Source organism: Candidatus Omnitrophota bacterium (assembly GCA_014728045.1).
Taxonomy (GTDB): domain Bacteria; phylum Omnitrophota; class Gorgyraeia; order Tantalellales; family Tantalellaceae; genus WJMH01.
In genome coordinates this window covers 1-19,993 of record WJMH01000001.1, presented here as the reverse complement: position 1 = coordinate 19,993, position 19,993 = coordinate 1, and the positions used below count along the sequence as shown (strand labels likewise).

The window sequence follows — 19,993 nt, the reverse complement described above, 5'->3', positions numbered from 1 at the left end:
TGCTGTAATCGGCAAGATTAACCGTGCTTTCGCTGATATTCCTTACATGGATGAAGTCGACAGGATCCTGCTTGGTCCTTTTCTTTTCATTCGTCTGGCGCGGGAGACCAACAGGTGCCTTCGTCTCCATATGTGAAGCTATAAGGGTTATGGCCAGTGGAGAATCAGCAAGAAGTCTCTGCTGCTCAGGGAGCAGCTTCTCGGGGGCCTTGTCTATAGAAACATCCTTCCCCTCCCCGTCCGGAGGAACTTGAGTGTTTTCTTTTTCCGCATCCTGTAAATGGTCGCCATCATCCATGACCGAATCCAGAACACTTTCAATATTCCGACCAAGTATCCTGAGGCCGGCGAACTGTTCTTTAGAATATGTTCTCATCTGCCTGAGCGCTTTCGCTTGGACCTCACTGAGGGTTCCGCTCTCAAGCAGCCAATCTCTTAATTCAAGTCTCTCTTCCTGCGCTTCATACGCTCTTTCTGGGAATACGACCACGGGCGTAACGCCTGCGCTCATCAATATGCTGCCGCCCATAGCTTTTGTGATCCCTTTTGAAAGGGACCTTCCCACGAGCTTTTCCATGTTCACGCTATAGCGGTATACCAGGAACACTCCGCAGGTAACACCGACGAGAAATATTGATGCAGGGGCAATGCCTGTAAAATTTAGCACAGCCGCCGGGATAGCGGTTGCGTACATCATGATATTGCGTGTGCTGGGCAGAAAGGACTCAACCGCCGCCCTGACCGGGTTCTGACCTTCCCGGGATGCCTCCTCTGCGAGTTTACGGGCCTGCAGAGTCTGCAGCAAGACTATACCGACTCCCAAAATGCCTACCGTGATCCTGAGCAGCGATAGCGCTGATCCGAAAACGCTGCCCGAACCGATCAGGGAAGCAAGAGCGACCAGCCCCCCGGTCGACAGGACGCCGCCCAGCGCACCTATCCTCCAGGAGAGTCGGTCCTTATAAAATCCGGCGCCTGCTTTCCAGCTAGCGATACCCGACACTATAGACGAGGCAAGCACTATTCCAGCGGCGAGAGCCGTGGGAACGAAGGAACCGGCGCCTATCTGCATAGCTATCAATAGACCGGTCGATATAGCGATCGACCTGACGAAGACATCGAACCCGTGCTGGAAACGCCCCGGCTGGACGTGTTTCACCTTGCTGAATTGACCATTGTGAATATATATCAAGGCCAGATTAGCGATCAGAGCCAGCCCGATACCGGTAAGCGCCGCCGGAACAGCTATCGGCGCATAGCCGGCGAGAATGACCGGATGAGATACCGCGGCTATGAGCGTGCCCGCTCCCGCATAAAGTCCCGGGCCAGCTAGTATCTGAAGCACCATCTTGCCGATCCATTTCAGGAAAGCTTTTATCCCGCTTCCCCGGCCTATTCCTGCCGTAAACCTCAGAAAATCGACGGTCGAGTTGTCAAGTTGCGATATCTTCCGGGCGAACGCCTGCCTGAGATAAACCGCCGGTATAAGAAGCGTCGTGGCGGTCACCGTCGAAACAAAGGGATATGACACAAGGGAAAGCCTGACCGGATCCGTGATAGACGAAAGTAGCGGCTGTATACCCCAGAGAGAAATGAGCGCCGCCGCGCTTACAACCGCCATAATGCTCACTACTTCAACAAACGCCGCTCCGCGGTTGCTTGTTCCAGGCGTTCTAGGCTTTACGCGGGAAATACCTTCTCCCATGGATGCGGTTAAAAGGTCCCGTAGGAATTCCCGGGTATCCTTTACCTTCAACCTGTAGTTCCGCACGAGCCTTGTCGCGGTTATCAATTCCTCGTTGAGCTGCGTGAAGGCTCCTCTTACCCCAAGCTGAGAAAGGCTTGCCAGATAGTTTATCCTGCTCCTTGTTCTCTGCTGTTCCGTTTGAAAAAGTTCGAGAGCCTCGTGTATCTTTGTCTGTATAGCACCTCGAAGCGCGAGTAGTTTTTCGGAAAGTTCTTCATCTGAAGAACAATCCGCGGCAATAGCCTCGTATGCGCCTATACCCCTGAGGAAAGAGGTAAAATTCTTTTCTCCCCGGGTGATTCCCAGAAGACGTAATATTCTCATCTGGTATTCGAATACCTCGTCCTCATACTTGCGCTTCTTTTCATCGGTCTTGTTCTTCTCGCTTACGATAAGTTCACGGACCTCGGCGATAAGTTTCTCTATCCGTTCCTTCTCGTCTCTAGCTATGGCCCTCCGTAGGCCAACCAGATGGTGGGAGAGTAGTTCCTTGTGCCTTGTGAAGAGGTTTTCATCGAGCGAAAACAACCCTTCCCAGGAACCCTGCACTTCATCTTTACCCCGGTCGGCTCTACCCTTGGTCTGTATCTCGAAGGCTTCCGCCTCATCAAGATAAAGTGATATGACGTGAAGTCCCGGGATCTTTCCGTTCACCAGAGGGACCTCCTCCCCTTCCGTTCCATCCGGATTGAGCGTTGTACCCTTTATTTCGATATCGATACCTCTGTGCGCCAGGTTCGTCACGATGGTTATTACGTTCGCATGACCCGCCTGCGCTATTTTTGATGAGAAGTCCGCCGGTGAGGACCCGTCGGCTGTATTTACAATTATCCCGCCGGAGGAGAGTTCTTCCTTGAGGCTGGACTCCAAAAAGGTCTTCAGTTGTTCCGTTTCAGCGTCGGATGCGGCCTTTAACAGTATTGGCTGGTGATCGCCTATCTTCTGGCGGAGTCTCTTTAATAGCTCCCGCCTTTTTTTACTTTTCGAACTGAAACCGTGGTGCCCGGTGGATATCAGCCTTTCGGTGGCACCTTCAACGCTTTCCACTTTCTTCCCGGGATAGATGCTCTGAAAACGTTCTGTCTCCATCGTCCCGCTGGCCCCGGCGAAATCCGTTATTATCTCGCCGCTGCGCAGAAAATGAACTATGGTCATGGACATCCCCGTCTTGGTTTCCGGGGTGAGGTTCCCGACGGGTACACCGGCCATTATTTCAACGGCCTGCTGAAGACCTTCGCCGAAGGACATGCCTTTTCTGATCAATTGGCCGGTTCTTTCGTCACGGGTGACCGTACCCTTGGGAGCGCCCGTCTGCTCGTCGCGCACGAGAACACCGATTACTTCTCCCGAAACGTCCCTTTTGACAAAATACTGTTCGCCCTCATGGTAAAAAAGATGCGCCCTTAACGCGTCCAGCACGAAAGTTTCCCCGCTGAGCTTCACGATATCCGCGTGCGTATCCGAGATCGCAGCGATGTCCTCCAATACCTTCCTGGTCTTCTTTTGTCCGGAGAGTGACAGATAGACCTCTTTCGTCCCCAGAGGTGCATAATAAGTGTTCTTATCGGTCAATATCTCCCTTGCAACAAAACCATCTATCCGCTTGCGTATTTCAAGCCTGGTCTTGCCGTTATCGAGTCCGCCTGATGAAATAATCGCCGGAGTGGCCGCGCCGAAGACCAGCATAAGATCGGCCTCATCAAACAGCGTGAAATACTTGTTCTTGCTAAGGACCTCCTTCTGAGAATCGTTCTTCTCTCCCATATACCGGTGTATGATCCTGTCCCACTTCGCATATATTATCGCGGCTTCCCTGTATACTTCTTCAGCACTGGTCCGTTCACTTCTGCCGTCCCTGTAAAGCACACCCTTGACTTCTCCTGTTTCATCAGGCAATATGAAGCCTGTGGCCACTCCCATGTGGCTCAGGACTTCTCCCATCCTGTCCTTACTCATCGCCTGTTCTGTCAGGGCATCTTCATGGGTGAGAATAAGTGTTCTTTCACCCGTGTGGATATACCTCATGAGTGCGGCACCACCCAGGGTAAGGGTCTTCCCGCCGCCGGTCCTGAGTTCTACCGATGTGCCGTCCTTGAGTTTATTGATGGCTTCTATCTGGCCCATCCTGTAGGAAGGTTTTTCCCAACCGTGAATGGAAGCGGCTGTCTTGAGCAGTTTCTTGAGAGTTTCGGATAACGGGGGTTCGTGGGGTGACTCAATACCTGAGGTTTTAGGAGCAGGATCTATTTCCGGAGGAGCGCGCGTTTTTTCCCCATCTAACTGAGCGCTTTGATCATGTTCTTCTTCAACGGGACGGGTAAAAGATCCTTTTTCAGTTTCGATTTGGGACTTCCCGGGCTTCTGGTCGTTTTTCGGGGCATAGAGTTCCCGTTTTTCGCCTCTTTTGCGTATCCGGAGAACTTCTTTATCCTCATTTACAATAGCTTCATATGGCCACCTGTACACATGTTCTTCCCGGATCTCATCTATGTCACCGATCGCGCAGGGAATGACCCAATTCGAACCCTCTTTTCTTTTCCCGTTCTCACTGTTTTTCCGGTCTTCCCTGAAATCAAAAACAAAACCCTTACCTGGAACGAGTTTATGGTCAAAGATACGCCTCTGGTTCTCTGCTATCTCGGACACAGAGTTTTCTAAGATATACTGTAGAGTGAATTTGATGTAGTTTTCGTGCTGCAGAATGTTATTTATCGGACCGGAAAAATACTGGGGCTGGAGTTTATCCTTTGGAGCAAACAGAGAAAATCCATCAGCCCTGGCGATCTCTTCGCTCAAGAGCGTAAATATCAATATGATGGCTATGATCTTAATAAGCTTGCTTTTTCTTAGATTCATATCAAATTTTATATCATTTTATATCTAATATACTGCAACAAGAATGTCACAACTTTGTGACTATTTATTTTACTAACTTTCCCGGATATTCTTTTATTAAGATGTATTTTGTATTTGTATATGCCCCGGACAAAGAGTTATCGGATCAAAACTGATTATGGCACAGATTTTGATTTTTTGTTTTGCTAACTTTGCGGGCGTAAAAAATAATACCCGCATTATCATATTCAGTTATATTATCCGCTTGCTTGTATCTGAATCCTCCGAAGATCCATTACTCTACTTTTTATTATACTAACACTGGCCGCGTTTTCAAGGAAGGGTTACAAATGTATTACATGTTTATATATTATAATTATTTAGCCGAAATGTCCGGATAAAGACATATTGATGAAAATATGTGTAAGTTTTTTATATGAAAGGATTTAGGGGTATTTGTCGGGGCGCTCTTAAAATAGGGGTCATAAAGACCCCTGTTTTGTTCATATTCTTCTTATTACTTGAAAATGTTGTTCCCTTAACCTCCAAGCATCTGCTCGTTATGCTCCTTATCTTCCGTTGATACCGGGAAAAAGCCCATTTCTTCACAGATCTTCTGTCCTTCGGGACTTAATTCGAACATTATGAACTTTTTGGTATCTCCAGAAGGTGCACCATTCGTGTACTGGTTGAGCTTTCTGGCTATGGGATAATCATCAGCTTTACTGGCACTGATCTGTGTCGGATCGATATACTCCGAATTCTCACCGCCTGAGACACTTATAACAGCGATTCCACTACTGTTCTTGGCGTGTCCCACACCAACATAACCTATACCTGTTTTATCGGTTTTTATCGACTCGATGATCTGGGCGTTACCGTTCATTCTTCTCATCTCGTCGGAATAGTCACCTTTAAGCACCTCTTCGCGGAAAAGAACAAATGTACCGGAGTTGGACTGCCGGCCATATAGAGTTATCGGCATGTCTTTCCCCCCGACTTCTTTCCAGTTGGTTATATCCCCCCTGAAAATAGCACCGAGCTGGTCGGTGGTAAGTTTATCAACGTTATTGTTCTTATTGGCGACTATCGTTATACAGTCTCTGGCGATTATTATGCGGACCGGGTCCACTCCTTTTGCCCTTGAATCTATAATCTCCCTCCGCCTGATCTCACGCGAAGAGTCGGCGATATCAACGGTCCGGTTCCTCAATCCAGCTATGCCAGTACCAGACCCGCCCCCGGTGACAACAACATTGTTACCGGGATGCTTCTCCATGTATACTTCTGACATCCGCTGAATCAGGTTCACCATAGTGTCAGAACCTCTGACCTGCAGCTGCTGCCTCGCTTCTGAAGACAGTACCGCCGCGATCGCGGTCATGACAATTATGGCCGTCATCATTTTAAAGTTCTTGATCATCTTATCCTCCTTTTTATTCCTGGTTGTTCTGATTTTGATATCTTAATTATCACTCTGAATTAATAATGTCACCCTTTTATATTCGGACGTCCCGGCGTTGCTATGGCTGAAGACCCAAAAAGTGATGCCCCATCCGGTGACTTGATCCCCGAACAATCCTTCTCGATGCTTTTCATCTCCTCGAGAGTTATCCTGTCGGTTATCTTCTCGCCATCGGCGTCAACCAGAAAAAGCGGCTCAAGGGACAGCTTGAAATTGGAATGCAGGTTCTTCCCGGGATCTTTCCTGTTCTTGCCGGAAAGAAAGACCACGAGGAATTCTCCCGGACCTATCTCCACGTCCGGGAAACGCCATTTCTTCAGATCATCCTCGTCATCTGAGATATACATCCCGCCCATGTTAATGGAGCTTTCGGTAACGTTGTAGATCTCTATCCAATCCTGCCTGTTACCGTCTTCGTCAATGAGTTTTAGGTCACCGGCTCTGACGACCTCATTTATACATAGATCCGCTACCGGGGCCAAGGGCGCTTTCGTGAAGACGGCCTGTATCTTCATGCCGTCTTCCGGAGTAAAAGTATACTCAGTCTCTGCTATCTCTCTACCGTCTATTAGAAAATGTGAAAATTCCGCGCCTCTGGAAGCTCTGGCGTGTATCTTCATAGGAATCTTGGCGTAGAAACCTTTGCCTTCCAACGGAGTGGTAAATACACCTGTATCCATATATATGGTGCCATTGTCCTCGGGAGTGACCTGAAACTCCATTTCGCTATACCCTGGAAAATCGAAAAAGGACTCCAGATGCATCCTCACATACTTGGGCCTCACCGAAACGAATTTCTTGAGATGCTTGACGTTCTTTTTCCATTTTTCCCTGTCCATCCGCCCGTCCGCCCACAATTCGAGATGCTGCTCTATCCATGGCTCCATTTTCCTCTCCAACCGATCGATAACAGCTAAGGCCCTTTCGGGTTTGAAGGGTCCGTTCAAGTATTCATCTATTTTCCTGATAAAAGCCAGCCTGTATTCTTCCTTGCTCATGAACTTGGAGAAGAGTCTGGTGTATTCCTTGTAATCCAGAAGCGTGTCATAATCCTCGCGCCACTTGACCAGGCCGAAAGTGGAATCAAAATCGAAAGTATATGTATGAAAGGGGCCCGGTTCCCCGCCTACGGGCGCCTCCCTCCAAAAGGCTATATTGTTCATACCGTAATCCGTGTTACAGGCTATCGTATGAGCCGCCATGGAGGCGATGTAACCTTTGGGGTCAAGCTGGCTGCTGTCGGTAGGGTCAAGCGCTATGAAATCATCAACGGCCCTGGTGCTTCCCGTTCTCCGGGCACTGGCGGATATCTCCTCGTACTCGATCGCCCCGTCCTGCACGTAACCCTTGTAAACGACACGCGAATCATGCCTGATATATGCGGCGCCTTTACCGAGCATATGCCTGCCGATCCTCATGCCCATATCGTCACGAACTACCACAAGATCGACGTCACTGCTTCTGACCGAGGGATTATTCTCGCTTATGCCGGTATTATCCCTTTTTTCGCCGATATTCATCATCCCGTAGTTTTTTCCATTGATAAAGAAAAGTACCGGGCCATTGTCATCCCTTATTTCAATGCCTTCAAGTCCGCGGACCAGATCGCAGAAAAGGGCGTTCCTCATGCCCATCGTAGGCATGCATTCAGGATCGGCAAGATATCTTACCCCGTCCTGGTTGTTGTTCCTCAGCTGTATATGGCGGAATGCCTCTATGTCCTTCTTAAGGAGCTTGTATTTGAATTCTTCGTGCATCGGATCTACAGGAGTATCCGCGTTTATCTTCAAAGGCCTCATCATGACCTCACGCGAACTTGCACCGACGACGCCTATCGTGGCATCCTGGGAAAACCCCTGGTTGCCGTCCTCGTCGAAATAAGAAACATGCACCCTGACGCTCTCCCTAAGCATGTAATCCTTGTAAGTTATGTCCCTGAAAAGCCCGTGTCGCGGGTCCCAAAGCTTATCATGTTCGGTCGCGAGCGCAAGAACGGCTATTCCCTTACTGTCGAAACCTATAAAATAGGTCTGACCGCTCGGCGGGCTGGGAAGATGGCCGCCTTTAAGCGATATGGCGCGGATCGTGGTGTTCTTGTCGATCTTGACCGGCTCGGTATAGACCTCTGATGCCACGGTTGGCGTGGACCCGTCGATGGTATAATAGATCCTGGAATCGGTTCCTTCGGTATACAGGCCCACGCTGACCGGTTCGGAATAGAACCCGCCTCCAACGGAATATTTCACTACCGGTGAATAAGGTGCGGACGTATTGGCTTTCCCAGGGGTCGGTGAGGGAAAATACACCAATTCACCAGTATCGCGATGCCTGCCATAGGATATATCCTGCGGCAATTTGTCAATAGTGATATGGTCCTGTAGAACACCGGCCTCATCGGAGAGATATATCCCCCTGTCATTGTCAGATATCTTGAAATCCGTATGCAGGGGTTCAGACCGTCGGGCCCTGTGTTTTCCCGAAGCGAAAACAAGAAGATACTCCCCCGGTCCCATGATCCTCTCGGGGAATACCCACCTGGTAAGTTTCCCAGGTTTGTCTGATAAACACCAGCCCTGCAGGTTCACTTTTCCCCCGGTGCTGTTATATATCTCTATCCAGTCAGGGGAGTCCCCGTCCTCGTCCAAGACCATTGAATTGGACCCGGTTATCTCGTTTATGCACACCCCCCCTTCAGCACCTGAAGATGCCGGCCAAAGCATGCACGCCACAGCGCATAGAACTGCCGCCATAATCAATATATAACACGGTTTATAATTGACTTTTTCTCCTTGCATATGACCTCCGAGTGTATATTTTTACCAATCTATTGTGACAGACAGGTTACGGCGGAGCAAAAGTTCATCGAAATTTGCAAAAACGCAGTATATACGCAGGACTATCAAAGTCGATGGGGAATGAGCGCTTCGGCCCTTACCCCGACGGGGCGGGACGCTTCTTGGCACTTGTCTCAGAGTTCAATGATTTCTTCTACCTGGAACTCATCCAGGAACGAGGTATCCCTGACAAGTTTAGAAGGTTTGAACTGGGTGTCATTGTTCGAAGAGTTAGTGGCTTTTGATCGATATTTTTTGAAATCCCCCGGGCTGAGTATCCTTAGCACCGGAGGCCTGAGAAGGTCCTGTTTCCTTCTTTTTTCATATAGATAGTTCTGTGCGGATAGCTGTTCTTCCAGCGAAAAGAGCAGCTGTTTTTTGGCCTCATTACCCGGCTCCTCTTCGAATTCCACCAGAAACTCGTAATGCGGCCTTGAACCCCCTGACGCCACACAGGTAAAGAAGTGGATCAGCAGATGGTTCTCGCGGGCGGCCTCCCTCATAGCTTCCTCGACCTGGGACTCATATAGTTTTTCCCCGGATAGATCGCTCACATTTGACCCTTTCTGGATGAATTCTACCAGAGGAGTGCTATGGTAATAGCCCGTTACTTCAACGATATCGTTCATCTGGTAACGATAGAGACCTCCCGGGGTGGTCAGAACAACATAATACTGCTCGCCTTTTTCCAATCGCTCACAGCTCAGGATATCAGGTTGCTCCTTATCGATCTGGCTGCTTGGTATGAACTCATAAAAGTTCGAATTTATGGCAAGGATGCCGTCTGCCCTGCTGTCGTCGACCGGCAGGGACATCCTGCCCTCCGTAGCGATGTACCCGAAATCCCTTACCGAGACCTTCCCGAAATACTTTTCCATTTCGTCAAGATAGACCTTCATGCTGCCGCCCTTCCAGCAGCTAACAAGGCATATGCGGGGCCATATATCCTTGGGATAAAGAGTTCCCCTTGCCCGGAACACGTCTTCAAGTTCGTCCGCTCTCCCGGGGGAGGCGTGACATAGCTTCTCGAGGTGTCGCCTGATATCAAGCGGCATGTCAAGTTTTGCGCTGATGACGCCTTTACGCACATCCTCTATGATATCGTCTTTCCATTCCTGCAGATACTGGGAAAGTATGAACAAAGTGTTCGGGTTGGGGCTCGCCGCCATTGTCACGTCCCTGTGCTCGACCGCGAACCTCAATATACAGTAATATCTGACCCGGTAATCCCCGATATCAAAAACCCTGCAGGGGACGACATGCATTTTTTTGATAATTCCGGGCAAATTCATGTAAGCGTACCCGCTTTCTGAACCGTAAGGAATGCCGCCTTCGGTGTGCCCTTTTACGGCGGTATTGACCACGACAAGTATTTTCCCCTCCAAGACCTCTGGATGATCCTGGCTGAGGCGATACGCCCATAGATCGGTCACTCTTTTCTTGAGCCTGCGACAAGCAGGAGTTATTGGTATGAACTTGGGTTCATTCGTGGTGCCGGAAGTAAGACCGAAATATTCGGTCCTTTCGGAGGCCATAACGCCTTTTTCCCCTTTACGCATCCTGTTTATCTGCCCGGCGATATCATCATACTCAACGACCGGAACGCGCTTCTGGAACTCTTCGACCGAATGTATGCTTGCGAAACCGTATCTGCGACCATATTCGGTATCGGAATTACGCGCGAGTATGTTCAAAAGAAATTCGCTCTGTTTCCTGGCGGGCCTTTTAAGGTCTTTCTCGAACAGTTTAAATCTTATCGACATAATGCCCAGAATGACTTTTTTAAGCAGTTTCTTCATAGAGAAATTCTCAGAGCCCCAGACCAGATCTCTGGCCGCGCCTTGTATACTGCCAGGTCTTTTTAAGAAGGATGGTAAGGTTTTCTATACTAGAAATAGTTTACACTCCACCACCCCGCATGGCAAAGGTTTTCGGTCACCAGGAAGGTCAAAAGGCTTCTTCCCATTAGAACATTGATTTTCCGCCGCAACAAAAAACTCCCCCCGGGTTTCCCGGGGGGAGTTAAGATGGTGTTCTTACTCCTGTCTGTCCTGCCGTATGATCTATCGATTCTCCTCAAGTATACGCACCGAAGCAGCATAAAGATCCTTCTCTATGTGATCGGGGGCTGCGCCCAATTCGTCCCTGTGCCTGGTCCCGTGGCCCGAGAGAAGATAAACGGTTTTTGCGCCCATTCTAAAACCCATTTCCACATCATGAGGGTGGTCCCCCACAACATAGGAATTCACTATATCAATGTCATATTCTTTTGCGGCTTTTTCCAAAAAGTAGGTCTTGGGTTTGCGGCAGATACACCTTTGTTCTTTCTTGTGAGGACAACAGTAAGTATCTTTTATGTATATACCGTTATCGCGTAGGAGGGATTGAAAATACTCATTGAAATCAAGATACTCCCGCTGACTGAAGACGTTTTCTCCTATTCCACATTGATTTGTTACTATAAAAAGTGAGAATTCCTCCTCCAGGAGTTTCAAGGCTTCTATGGAACGGGGGATAAGAACAAGCCTGTCGCTGGAATACACGTATCCCCTGTCCTCGTTTATTGTTCCGTCCCTGTCCAAAAACACCGCTTTTATCATATCTTTCTACGTGTCCTGATAACTTCTGGCAAGTTCCAAGTTGACCTTTATCACATTTTCGGCGAATTCTTTCGTCTTTTGGTCAACGTCCCGTAAACGGTCTGCGTCCGAACGCCCGCTAATTATCATGCCTGAATCCGCAATCTTACTCGGGGGGATCTTTGATTTTTCGATGACCACCGAATGCTTGATTATAACATCGTTCCCGATATCCGCATCGAACACTATCGACCCGAATCCGATAAAGCAATTTTCGCCTATTATGCAGGGACCGTGTACTATAGCTCCGTGCGCAACGGAAGTCCTCTCTTTGATCAACACCCTTGACCCTTCCAACCCGTGGATTATGACCCTGTCCTGGATATTACAGCAATCCTCTATAAAGATGGAGCTGCCGGGTTCATCCGCCCTTATGACCGCTCCGGGAGCCACAAAGACTTTCTTGCCGATCTTGACATTACCGATAATAACGGCGGTGGGATGGATATAACTTCCCTTGTCTATTCGGGGCCTTCCGCGCTTTGGATCATTCGCCATGTTCGGAATCTCCTTTTTTTATCTTTGCGCTTTTATGCGCAAGCGGGCTTTCTATGTCCTGGTCCAAAGTGAATATCTCGATACGCTCACCTGTATTTATGTCCATGTCAAGGTGGAAATCAACCACTTCGGCTCCCGTCAGTTCTTCGATAATCTCTCTTAAAAGAGGGGAGGCCCTTTCCATGAGCTTTTTCTTAAGCTCTTTTATCATCACCATTCCCTTTTTGTCTCTCAGCATATGCCTTTCCGCGGGGGGCAGTACTTCGCGCTCCCGTATCACTATCGTATCGGCGAATATTTTAGTTGTGACCTTAGCAGAACGCTCCCCCAAGTGTTCTCTTAGGAATTTGTTCATGGCCTGGTTCACGGAGTCTTCTATTGCGCTCTTGGAAGTAACTTTCATTTAAGGTTCCTTATCCATCGGATTTTATTAACCAGTGATATTTTTCCCTTACATCGATGCCGGGCTAAACGGATCACGCTTTGACGCTTTCTCCGGTCAGCATCTTGAGCGCCTGCAGATATTTTTCCGTTGTCTTCAGGATAACTTCCTGTGGCAGTTCGGGACCCGGATAAGTTTTATCCCAATCGAGTGTCTTAAGATAATCACGTACATACTGTTTATCAAAGCTCGGCTGGGGTTTTCCCGGTGCGTACTGGTCCCTGGGCCAGAACCTTGACGAATCGGGGGTCAGAACCTCGTCGATAAGGATAAGCTTATTATCGTGCCAGCCGAACTCGAATTTGGTGTCAGCTATTATTATCCCCTTTTCAAGGGCATATGCGCTGGCCTTTTTATAAAGCGCGAGGCTTGTATCCTTCAGCCTTTCGGTCAATTCCTTGCCAAGGGCGTTTCCAACGAATTCCTGTGAGACATTCACATCATGCCCGGTCTCTTCTTTCGTGGCCGGGGTAAAAATGGGTTCCGGCAATTTATCGGACTCCTTCATCCCCTCAGGGAGTTTTATCCCGCATATGGACCCATCTTTGCTGTATTCCTCCCATCCGGACCCGGATAAGTACCCGCGTACAACACATTCGACAGGGACAGGTCTGGTTTTTTTAACAAGCATCGATCTTCCCTGTATATCTGACCTGTACTTCATTAAATTCTCGGGGAAATCATCCACGCTCGAGCTGATAAAATGATTCTCTATGATATCTCCGGTATGATCGAACCAGAATTCCGAAAGTCTGGTCAGCACCTCCCCCTTTTGGGGTATAACGGTCGGGAGCACCACGTCAAAACAGGAGATCCTGTCGGTGGAAACCATCAAAAGGTGTTCCCCGAGATCATAGATATCCCTGACTTTCCCTCTTTTGTGAAAATTTATATCTCCCAGACGAGTCAGTTTTATTGTTGAATCGGTCATTTCCTCACCTCCTGTTTCCGCTGAAACACATAGGGACTCACATATTTATTCTGTCCGGCCTCCCTGGATAATCTGTTTTCCTGCTCCATGAGTTCCTCAAACAATATATTCGGAGTATCGGCGACCTTAGTGCTGTATATTTCATAGATCCTCTCGATCTTCGCCAGGTTCTCCAGGACTTTTAACGTGAATTGTTCTATGTACTGTTCCTGGGTATACTCCTTTCCCAGCACCTCCTTGAAGAGTCTTTTAAGGTCCTCATATTTGGGGATATACCCTGTAGGTGTTTTTATCGCGCCCACGTCTCCGTTCACGCGCAGCTCCATCCATTTGACCCATACGCGCTTATCCTCCATCTCGGTAAGATAATTGCCCTCTGAATCCTTCTGGAAATAGTTCACCGCGAAGATGACCGGCGGATCATCCACATTCTTGACGAAATTCAAGTGGTTTTCTATGTATCTGCCGAGGGGTATCGAAACAAAATCCAGATTAGACATCGGGTTGAATTGCCTGACGCCCTCTTTGCCCAATGTCGCTGCGGTTGTTTCCGACTCAAGGGCCGCCCCCATGGTGACCACACCGTGCGTCCAGTCGAAAGCCTGCTGCACCGGCGGCCACACGCTGGAATCTCTTCCTCCGTAAATTATTCCCCTGACTATAACCCCTTCGGGGTCATCAAGTTTTGGGTCAACGTTTTTCAAAGCGTGAAGGTTCACCGTATAACGGGCGTTCTTGTGTGAAGGCGTGACCTGGTTACCTTCTTTATCTTTTTTATCCTTTGTCCATTCCCCGGAATAATTCCTTCCTTTCCCGGGTGTTTCTCTGCCGTCTCCAAGCCAGAAAGGAACGCCCTCATCGTTCATCAGAACATTTGAAAATATCACCTCGCCTGGTCTTGTCAGCGCTTCCCAGATAACGGGATCATTTTCGGGGTTAACGTCGCGGATAATGCCGAATATCCCGCTTTCAACGTTCGCTCCGTATATTTTGCCTTCTTTATTCCTTAAATATGCTATATCATCTCCCACGATAGTTTCGCCTTCTATCATCGCGGTCGAAGTCTTCCCGCAGGCACTGGGAAAAGCCCCGGCAAAATATGTCTTCCTTCCCTCGGGGCCGTTAACACCCATCAGAAGCATATGCTCGGCAAGCCACCCTTCTCTTGAAGCTTTCTGAATGGCCAGTCTCAAGGAAAGTTTCTTAAGCCCGACGGTATTGCCCGCATACTGGGTATTTGTGCTGTAAACGATATTATCCTCAAGGTCTATATAAACCCTTCTTTTATCGATATTTTTACTGACCCCATCTGTCAGTTCTCCGGCGCTATGAACATATCTGAAAAAATCCCCCGAATCGCCTAACTTTCTGAACTGTTCATAACCTGACCTGTACAGGATATATTCTGAATGGGCCACATAGCTCGAATCCGTTATCTGCACGCAGGGTATCGAAAATTCCGAATCCGTGGGCCCGAGGCAGAAGAACAATACATACATTTCTTTGCCTTTCATGATGTCCTTGAGATAACCTTTGACTTCTTCCAGGCCTTCCTGCTTGTCGACAGAATTAAGATCCGGGCCAAGGTCCATTCCGGGAGGCAGAAGATATTTTGTCTGCTGCTTATCCCTGGCCTGGTCCTTCTCGCCGTCGAAATGTACGGTATGCCCTTCCATGGCAAGCTTCAGCTCTTCTTTATTCTCAACTGCCTTGTTCCTTATATATTCTTTGTCCTCTTTTGAGTCATCGCAGACATGAACGCTGTCGGGACTGCAAAGTCCTATATATTCAGCGATGAACTCTTGAAGCTTCGGGTTGTCAAGTTCTGTCAGTTTTTCGTAACTGCCGACGCTGCATTTTTCCTTTAATAAATCCGCGTGTTTTTCTTTCATCCTCTTTCCTCCTGCTTTCTTCGGTTTGCATAAAAAAAGCCGACATCTTCTGTCTTTTTCCCCTATTAGGGAGAACTACAGTTAATGTCGGCTTACTAGCAGGCAACTCCTTTTAACAAGGAATTCCCCTTTAATCTACCAATATGTCTTTCTCTCAGTTACTAAGATATCAAATTTGCCGCGAACTGTCAATAGTCTTGGATCATTCAAATGTCAGAACAATAACCCTTTCACCGGTCTTTGTACTTATATCAGAATGCAGGCTTTTTATCTGAAATCCGGTGATATCCATAATGATCTTCTCAAGCAGGACCCGCGCGCCTTCCAATAACTGGACCCTTGTTTTCTTTATAAGGTCAGCGCCTTCTGCGGTCTTGGCAAGCTGCTCTTCGGCAGGGGTAAGAACTCCCTTGAGCCTGATAAAGACCATATCGTCCATTAGATAGGTCTTCGCTTCTTTGGGACCTCTTCCCATATGGTCGATCTCGAATTTTATTATGGCCTCGCTTATTTCCGCTTCTATCTGTCCTTTGGTCTTTTCCGCCATACAACCGTCCTTTTGATAATAGCTGTTTGTTCTTATTATAGCAGAGTTACACAAGTTGCGATAGTTCCAAGCAGAAAATACGGATTTCCGTGATCACTGCCAGATAATCGCACAGCCCGAGCATCTTCATGTCGTAAGCGATACGATCTGCTTCCTGGTAGCTTCAAGTCGCTGAGTAAAAACGACGGTAAGTCTCTTAAGTAGTTCGTATCCCAGGTCATGGTTCTTCTCGCACTTCTCTCTCAGACATTTTCCATCTAATGCTATAGCGCGCACTTTTTCAACAGCCTTGCAGTTAAACCTGTATTTATACGGAGGAATAAGCCAAGACCACCCAAGGATATCGCCGCTCTGGAGTGTCTGAATAGTGATTTTATTGGTTATTTGGATCGCGACCATCCCTTCGCGGATAAGATAAAATTTATCGGCCGGATCATTCTCCTTTAGAATAAGATCCTTCTCTTTGAATACCACATTCGAGGCACACCCCACAATAAAGTCAAGATATTCCTGCTGCAGGTCTTTGAAAAAGGGATGTTTTTTCAGGATCGGCTCAAGGGTTTCCACCATGGTCTCCTCCTTGTTTTTATTGTTCGCTTACGAATGACTATATTTTATTAAATTCAGTCTAGTAGCTAAATTATACATTGTTTAGCCAGTAATGACGAATTTTACCCAAAATATCCCCCTCTGGTCACCCAGAAGTTGACAAAATGGTGAAAATCTTTGGATCCGAATCTCTTTGGCCTATGGTGTTATTAATATTCCTCTATTTAATTTCACCACATACAAGAAATATTTTTTATATTTGGTAAGCACCTATGAAATGCTCTTGAACTAGTTATACATTGTTGCCGGTCACAAATAGTTACTCTTTGCTGCCATACACTATTTTGACCTTCGTCAATTCGTTCGTAACAATAAATTTATTACCTTTTATAGTGGCCTTTTTTTCAGTTCCATCGGGAAGAATAAACAAAACAGTATCCCCTTCTATTTTGTAGGTTCCTTCCTCTTTACTGAAGCCGCCCATATCATGTACATATTTATTCTCGGGGCCAAAATTAAAAACGGATTTACCTGCCAGAAATGGCATTTCCTTGTCACCGATATAATGCTCCACACTGACCCATTTCCCCTTTAAGTCGATACCGAATCCGTTCACGGCAAACATCGTCACAAGCATTAATATTAATGCAACGATCTTAAGTTTTCCCACCTTAACCCCCCGTTCATTCGACATATATTCTTTCTTCCTCGACATCTGCATCTATGACAATGTTATCCAGAACTCTTATTTTTACTTTGTAACGGCCTTTCACGGCATCGTCGGGTAATTTTATATCGTTTTTTACGGGTAAGGGCTCATTGTCCAGGTCTTTCGGGTATACCTTGTGAAGGTCCAAAATATTCAATCTGACCATGATCAGCCCTCCCTCGGGATCTTCCAGCAAAAGATCTTCTTTGATCCATATCTCCCCCTTTGAGGTCTGTTTATAATTTATTATTTTAAAGGTAAGCCAAACTTTCTGCCCTGGCTTGAAACTTTTTGAAGCATATTCCGGACCGTCCACGCCCCCGAAAAACTCCAAATCCTTTATTTTCATAGTTCGTCCATTGGCGCAAGACCGTGTAAGCTCCACCGGTTTAGTTATTTTTCTGACTTTATTCTTTGCCATGTATTTATTTTTTCGGTATGTATTCTCTTTGAGATAAGAGACGAACTGGCGGGTGACTTTCTCAAGAAGCATATCAAGCACCGCTTCCTTAGCAGGAACCTCCTCGGGCTTGAGAGGTTCGTAATTAACACCTCCGAAAAGCTTTTTGACCGGCTTAGCATTGGCGGAATTATAGCTTTCTGTAAGCAAGTTCTGTGTGATCACGGTCCCGTTCTTAATATCGATCATCTTATATGACACCGAAACCGTACCCCTTCTGTACAAATAGGGTTCATTAACATAATAAGGTGTTTTTTGAAGCTGTTTACGGTATTTTTCCTGGCCTCCTGCGGTATGGTATTTTTTCTCCACCCATTCCTTGTGCACTTTCTCGACGGGTTTAGTCCCTTTATCGTCTTCCACTTTAAATGTATTAACATTTCCGAAAATAATAGCATCCACTCCCAGTATCTTTCCGATTTTCTGTATCTTCCGGGTATCAACGAAATCAGCGGCAACCATACCCTGCTCTTTAAGGACCTGGTCCAGCTTCTGCCTTTCGACAACCGTATACAGCCCGCTGTCCAATATCTGGCTCACAAGGTCAGCCTCCGCATATTCTCCACTACTGCCGGGGCCCTTGAACTCTACAACTGCCACTTTTTTTATATTAGCCGGGATAGTCCCGGCCGAAGACGGCAGGACCCGAAAAAGAAACAAAGCAAGAAACGTGATATAAAGAATATTTCTACTTTTCAATTAGAGCTCCTTTTTTAAACAGTTTATTGCTTATCTTTCTCGAAAGCCGGACCGCAACAGGCACTGAAACGATAACTGCCGCGACGGGAACTAAAAGCATGAAGACCATCCAACCCATTTCCAGATCAAAAGCCGGGTTATTACGTGTAAAAAACATAAACGCTATAAGCACCATAAGCCCCAGAATTGAAACAATGAACCACAAACCGGCAAAGACAGGCAGACCTATAATTATTCTAAATAATATATTCTTCATGACGCTTCTATTCTTTTACGGGAAATATAAAAGTAAGAACATGCTCGTCTTTGCCCAGAGGCAAGTAATTGGAAATGGTCACCACCACTTCATTCTGGCTGTCCATATAAATAAGAGGATTTGAGCTTATCTTCTTAAGGCCTTTTTTCAACGCTATCTCATTCATTTCCCGGGCATAAAAAGTTCTGACTTTTTTCACACTCTCCGGAGAAGTGTCCGGAACTGTATACACAAGCATGTAATTGTCGCCTCTTCCTTTCTTGATCTCAGAAAACTCGGCTCCTCGATATAATTCAAGGCCCAGATCGGACATTTTCTTCTCCAGCTCCTGTCTGTCTACAACGGAAGTCGCGGAAAAAGCATCAGAAGATCTTTTTCCCGTTTTTTCCGTAACGGATATTTCGCCGTCCCCGCAGCCCGCTACTCCCAAGAACAGGGTAAAGACCAATAATGAAGACAAAGCAGATTTCATTGCTTTTGATATGATCATGCTGATTCCTTTCTATTTACATGGATTCACCTTATTAATTTTTTTCTTTGCGTTCAACAAATTTTTCGAAGGGTTCTTTATCTTGCGGTAATAGATTTCCGCATGAAGTCTCATTAAATCCCTCTGGCGGCCTTCACAAGCTTCTGAGGCAAGAATAAAAGCGCGTACCGCATAATAGAGATATTTATCCGACATGCCAAACCCGGCTGCTTTGACAGCGTATTCAAGGGCTCCCCTCTTAAGATCGCTTTCCCAGCAAAGAACCGCCATATTCCTCCAGGCTAACGCATAATCGGGTTTAAGTTCAAGAGATCTTTTTAACGCGCTTTCGGATGCGTTGATGTCCCCGGATCTAAAACTGTTAACGGCCATATCGTTCCAGATTAGGTGGTTTTGTGGAAATTCATCAAGCAGCCTTTTATATAATCGATCGGCTTCAACATGATCACCGCACACACAATAATCATGAGCCAGTTCCGCCAGATCAAGATATACTCTTTTGGAAAAGCAGGTTTCTCCGTAAATATTCCGGGGTCTTGAGTTTTTTGGGTTCTTTTCCTCTCCGCTCGTTGACATCTGCCACGGAGTGGCATCTGCGGATAGATCTGAAAATCCCGTACAGGTGCCCGCCAGAATAAATAAGAAAAAGATTAATGTTATTTTAGGAAAATTTGAAGTCTTCATGAATGAATAAGGAGTTTATTCACTATCTTACAAAAAATAAAGATAAAATTCAAATTCCCTATAATACTATACGAAATTAAGAAAAACCTGTTTCTTCTGACTGCAGAAACGTAAATATGAATGAGCAATAAATGCAAATTCTATACTAGATCTTTTTCCCCGAGCAAAAAAATTCCCCCCTGGGGTACCCCAGGGGGAACTAAAGTGGTGAAGTGTTTTAAGTCAGATTTAACGATCGACATTGTTTTACCGAATTTAATACATGGAAGCAGGAAGAAGGATCTTTGACTCGAGGGGCTCGGCGCAGCCGCAGGCT

The 19,993-nt window shown here is 46.9% G+C and carries 16 protein-coding genes; all 16 read right to left on the bottom strand.

Translation table 11 applies throughout. From position 1 onward, the window contains the following. A partial coding sequence (locus GF409_00080) for a hypothetical protein (GenBank protein ID MBD3425610.1) occupies nt 1-4,603 on the bottom strand: 4,603 nt, incomplete at its 3' end. Nucleotides 4,604-5,120: 517 nt separating this feature from the next. Beyond that, nucleotides 5,121-6,005, bottom strand: coding sequence for a phosphate ABC transporter substrate-binding protein PstS family protein (gene pstS, locus GF409_00075; GenBank protein ID MBD3425609.1), 885 nt, complete (start codon nt 6,003-6,005; stop codon nt 5,121-5,123). A gap of 68 nt (nt 6,006-6,073) precedes the next feature. Next, on the bottom strand, nt 6,074-8,842 hold the full coding sequence (locus tag GF409_00070) for a hypothetical protein (GenBank protein ID MBD3425608.1): 2,769 nt from the start codon (nt 8,840-8,842) through the stop codon (nt 6,074-6,076). Nucleotides 8,843-9,015: 173 nt separating this feature from the next. Then, nucleotides 9,016-10,680 (bottom strand): hypothetical protein, encoded by a 1,665-nt coding sequence (locus tag GF409_00065; GenBank protein MBD3425607.1) that lies wholly within the window; start codon nt 10,678-10,680, stop codon nt 9,016-9,018. A 264-nt stretch (nt 10,681-10,944) separates the two neighbouring features. Further along, nucleotides 10,945-11,481, bottom strand: a complete 537-nt coding sequence (locus GF409_00060) for an HAD-IIIA family hydrolase (GenBank protein ID MBD3425606.1) — start codon at nt 11,479-11,481, stop codon at nt 10,945-10,947. A gap of 6 nt (nt 11,482-11,487) precedes the next feature. Next, entirely contained in the window at nt 11,488-12,018 is a 531-nt protein-coding gene (locus GF409_00055; protein ID MBD3425605.1) for a carbonate dehydratase, read from the bottom strand. Next, nucleotides 12,008-12,421 (bottom strand): DUF2294 family protein, encoded by a 414-nt coding sequence (locus GF409_00050; GenBank protein ID MBD3425604.1) that lies wholly within the window; start codon nt 12,419-12,421, stop codon nt 12,008-12,010. The genes GF409_00055 and GF409_00050 overlap by 11 nt, the downstream gene beginning before the upstream one ends. Nucleotides 12,422-12,494: 73 nt before the next feature. Further along, complete coding sequence (locus tag GF409_00045; protein MBD3425603.1) at nt 12,495-13,391, bottom strand: phosphoribosylaminoimidazolesuccinocarboxamide synthase; 897 nt, start codon at nt 13,389-13,391, stop codon at nt 12,495-12,497. Then, a complete protein-coding gene (locus GF409_00040; protein MBD3425602.1) occupies nt 13,388-15,283 on the bottom strand; it encodes a phosphoenolpyruvate carboxykinase (GTP) in 1,896 nt (631 codons plus the stop codon). The genes GF409_00045 and GF409_00040 overlap by 4 nt, the downstream gene beginning before the upstream one ends. A 202-nt stretch (nt 15,284-15,485) precedes the next feature. Continuing rightward, complete coding sequence (locus tag GF409_00035; protein MBD3425601.1) at nt 15,486-15,830, bottom strand: DUF2294 family protein; 345 nt, start codon at nt 15,828-15,830, stop codon at nt 15,486-15,488. Between the two features lie 126 nt (nt 15,831-15,956). Then, nucleotides 15,957-16,400, bottom strand: a complete 444-nt coding sequence (locus tag GF409_00030; protein MBD3425600.1) for a cyclic nucleotide-binding domain-containing protein — start codon at nt 16,398-16,400, stop codon at nt 15,957-15,959. 298 nt (nt 16,401-16,698) lie between these two features. Further along, complete coding sequence (locus GF409_00025) at nt 16,699-17,049, bottom strand: hypothetical protein (protein MBD3425599.1); 351 nt, start codon at nt 17,047-17,049, stop codon at nt 16,699-16,701. 13 nt (nt 17,050-17,062) lie between these two features. Then, a complete protein-coding gene (locus GF409_00020) occupies nt 17,063-18,247 on the bottom strand; it encodes a hypothetical protein (GenBank protein MBD3425598.1) in 1,185 nt (394 codons plus the stop codon). Beyond that, the gene (locus tag GF409_00015; protein MBD3425597.1) at nt 18,237-18,503 is read right to left on the bottom strand and encodes a hypothetical protein; all 267 of its coding nucleotides are present in this window, start codon (nt 18,501-18,503) and stop codon (nt 18,237-18,239) included. The genes GF409_00020 and GF409_00015 overlap by 11 nt, the downstream gene beginning before the upstream one ends. Before the next feature lie 7 nt (nt 18,504-18,510). Continuing rightward, complete coding sequence (locus GF409_00010) at nt 18,511-18,975, bottom strand: hypothetical protein (protein MBD3425596.1); 465 nt, start codon at nt 18,973-18,975, stop codon at nt 18,511-18,513. Nucleotides 18,976-19,005: 30 nt separating this feature from the next. Then, complete coding sequence (locus GF409_00005; GenBank protein ID MBD3425595.1) at nt 19,006-19,677, bottom strand: hypothetical protein; 672 nt, start codon at nt 19,675-19,677, stop codon at nt 19,006-19,008. Nucleotides 19,678-19,993: the final 316 nt, after the last annotated feature.

Bases quoted from the DNA above. Each gene is read 5' to 3' on its own strand.
- GF409_00015 (MBD3425597.1), bottom strand. From the start codon at position 18,503: ATGAAGAATATATTATTTAGAATAATTATAGGTCTGCCTGTCTTTGCC.
- GF409_00040 (MBD3425602.1), bottom strand. From the start codon at position 15,283: ATGAAAGAAAAACACGCGGATTTATTAAAGGAAAAATGCAGCGTCGGC.
- pstS (MBD3425609.1), bottom strand. From the start codon at position 6,005: ATGATCAAGAACTTTAAAATGATGACGGCCATAATTGTCATGACCGCG.
- GF409_00035 (MBD3425601.1), bottom strand. From the start codon at position 15,830: ATGGCGGAAAAGACCAAAGGACAGATAGAAGCGGAAATAAGCGAGGCC.
- GF409_00045 (MBD3425603.1), bottom strand. From the start codon at position 13,391: ATGACCGATTCAACAATAAAACTGACTCGTCTGGGAGATATAAATTTT.
- GF409_00030 (MBD3425600.1), bottom strand. From the start codon at position 16,400: ATGGTGGAAACCCTTGAGCCGATCCTGAAAAAACATCCCTTTTTCAAA.
- GF409_00010 (MBD3425596.1), bottom strand. From the start codon at position 18,975: ATGAAATCTGCTTTGTCTTCATTATTGGTCTTTACCCTGTTCTTGGGA.
- GF409_00065 (MBD3425607.1), bottom strand. From the start codon at position 10,680: ATGAAGAAACTGCTTAAAAAAGTCATTCTGGGCATTATGTCGATAAGA.
- GF409_00005 (MBD3425595.1), bottom strand. From the start codon at position 19,677: ATGAAGACTTCAAATTTTCCTAAAATAACATTAATCTTTTTCTTATTT.
- GF409_00060 (MBD3425606.1), bottom strand. From the start codon at position 11,481: ATGATAAAAGCGGTGTTTTTGGACAGGGACGGAACAATAAACGAGGAC.
- GF409_00070 (MBD3425608.1), bottom strand. From the start codon at position 8,842: ATGCAAGGAGAAAAAGTCAATTATAAACCGTGTTATATATTGATTATG.
- GF409_00055 (MBD3425605.1), bottom strand. From the start codon at position 12,018: ATGGCGAATGATCCAAAGCGCGGAAGGCCCCGAATAGACAAGGGAAGT.
- GF409_00050 (MBD3425604.1), bottom strand. From the start codon at position 12,421: ATGAAAGTTACTTCCAAGAGCGCAATAGAAGACTCCGTGAACCAGGCC.